We start from the raw sequence: 2,155 nt of genomic DNA, 5'->3' as shown, positions 1-2,155 counted from the left end.
ACCATTGCCGTTCTTGATAACTGTTCGCTAGTCTAACAGCGAGCGCACTTTTTGACCTGCTTAGTCTAAACTCCAAAAGAAAAGGCCCACAAAAAAACTTACTCTTTGTGGAACAGGCATCTTGCGTGTTACGGTGGTGAAACTATCCCGTGCAAGCGTACAAACGGATGCTGCAATAAAGCCTCCCAGTCAGCATCCAAAGTCGCCAGAGAAGATATTTTCTCAAATCCACATAGCTCTGCTAGCGCTTCATACCGCAAATCATTTTCAGCATAAATTAGCAGCCTCTCCTCTAAAGTAGCTGCCTGTAATTGGCCCAACAGTTTGCCGCGCAGTGCAACTAATTCTGTGAGAGTTTCGTACCACAAACCGTGTTTAGCCAACAGCAAAACGCGCTCCCTTAGAGATGCTGTTTCTAGCTGAACCAAAATTTCTGGTTTCATTGCCACCCGCTCCACCCACCCGTGGCGGGAGATATTCCCGCACAAAAAGCACCACTGATACTTCTTGCCAGTTTCCAGAGGAGGTGAAGTGGGCGGCAAGGAAAAACTCGCAATTCCCGCTGCTTTTTCTAGCTCAAAAACTGTTCGGAAAACTACCTCTTGCTGTTCGTCTCGCAGCACAAACTCAAAGGGAATGTTATCGGGCAATGAAGCCGGCAAGTATAGCCAAAAAGTCGGATGTGCGATCGCTGTCAACCCTAAATTTGTAGCGGGAATCAAAGCTAAGAAGTTGTGAGGATCGCGGCTGCCTGCGTCTTTGCGATCGCCCGGTGCTCCGCGCGGGGGAGGCTCGTATGCGAGTACCTGTGGCAGCAAATTCGGTTCCCCCGATGAATCAGCGAGCATCGCTGCCAATCCAGGTTGAACCATTGTTAAAGCAACAAGCACATTAAGCGCCGCCTGCTGTAGGAGCAGTTTTGTTACATTCATAAAATATCCGCCAAGTAGAGGTGTAAAATCTCAGTTCGATCCAACCGCACCCTGAAAATAATCTTGCCAGATTTTTTATGCTAGCGTCTATAGTTTCGCGTAATTTTTTTAGTATATTTGCCCAATAAAATTCCGCGAACCCTGCTCCAGCAACCTCTACTTTAAAAATGAAACAACTCAACCCAAACCCATAGCATCATTTTCACATACTAATAATTTACCTTTCCCCTGATAATACCAAACATAACCCTCTCCACCCCCTTTCCCAAAATGACCTAATTTTCGATAATCTTCTTCAATCCCCTTGGTAAATCCTTTAACCAAATCGCAATCAGCTATCAAAGTTTCACCTTGTTTGAGTTCGACAATCTTAGCCGGTGAACTTGTAGCTGCTAAAACAGTAGCTTTTTGCTCGCGCAAAGCTGTAACAGCAATTCTCCACCTACCGTCATTAGAAGCAGCCACTTGTCGGAATTTCAGTTTTTTAGCACCGATAACTACATTGTCCGAACAAAACTGAAATATACCGTCATCAAACTCCCACTGCTCCGCATCCGAAAGCTCGATCGGCGTATAAGTAGGTCGGCGCAAAAAAAACGAAGTATGTTAAAATAAGTAAAGAAAGAGAATACATCTACTGAGGTAACTCAATATATGGGCGCTAGATTAAGGGTATTCCTGACTCAACAACAAGACAAAACTCTATTAGAACTGAGAATTGCGGATGTTCCACAAAAAGTCAAAGATAGAGCAGAAGTAATTAGATTAAATGCACATGGCTGGTACGTTGAAAAAATAGCTGCTCATTTTAACTCGACTCCACAAACAGTGAGAGAGGTTTTACATAAATGGTCGCATCTAGGCATGGAAGGGCTTTGGGAATCGCCTGGTCGAGGGGCAAAACCCAAGTGGAAAGAGTCAGATATAGAGTTTTTAAAAGAATGCCTCAAAAACGAACCACGTACATATAACAGTCTTCAATTAGTCCAGAAATTAGAAAAAGAACGTTCTGTTAAACTAAGTGCCGACCGATTAAGACGGATACTAAAAAAAAAGGTTTATTTGGAAATTCGCTTAGAAAAAGTCATAAAGGAAAACAAGACCCCATAGTACAAGAAACGAAGCAATCCGACTTAGATATGTTGCAATTAGAGGCAGCGGCGGGAGGAATTGACTTAAAATATTTAGATGAATCAGGATTTTGTGCGTGGAGTGAACCTGGT

At 43.5% G+C, this 2,155-nt stretch carries 3 protein-coding genes; 1 reads left to right on the top strand and 2 read right to left on the bottom strand.

Annotated features, from left to right (window positions below):
• Nucleotides 1–128 precede the first annotated feature (128 nt).
• Nucleotides 129–932 (bottom strand): DUF928 domain-containing protein, encoded by an 804-nt coding sequence (locus QUA62_RS29125; RefSeq protein WP_333408270.1) that lies wholly within the window; start codon nt 930–932, stop codon nt 129–131.
• Between the two features lie 177 nt (nt 933–1,109).
• Nucleotides 1,110–1,523 (bottom strand): hypothetical protein, encoded by a 414-nt coding sequence (locus QUA62_RS29120; RefSeq protein WP_333408269.1) that lies wholly within the window; start codon nt 1,521–1,523, stop codon nt 1,110–1,112.
• A gap of 63 nt (nt 1,524–1,586) precedes the next feature.
• Here QUA62_RS29120 and QUA62_RS29115 point away from each other — a divergent pair, with 63 nt between their 5' ends.
• Nucleotides 1,587–2,042, top strand: a complete 456-nt coding sequence (locus QUA62_RS29115) for a helix-turn-helix domain-containing protein (RefSeq protein WP_333408268.1) — start codon at nt 1,587–1,589, stop codon at nt 2,040–2,042.
• Nucleotides 2,043–2,155: the final 113 nt, after the last annotated feature.

Source organism: Microcoleus sp. MON1_C1 (assembly GCF_036701945.1).
GTDB lineage: Bacteria > Cyanobacteriota > Cyanobacteriia > Cyanobacteriales > Microcoleaceae > Microcoleus.
Note: the sequence above shows the minus strand (reverse complement) of the source record. Positions and strands in the feature narration are given on the sequence as shown.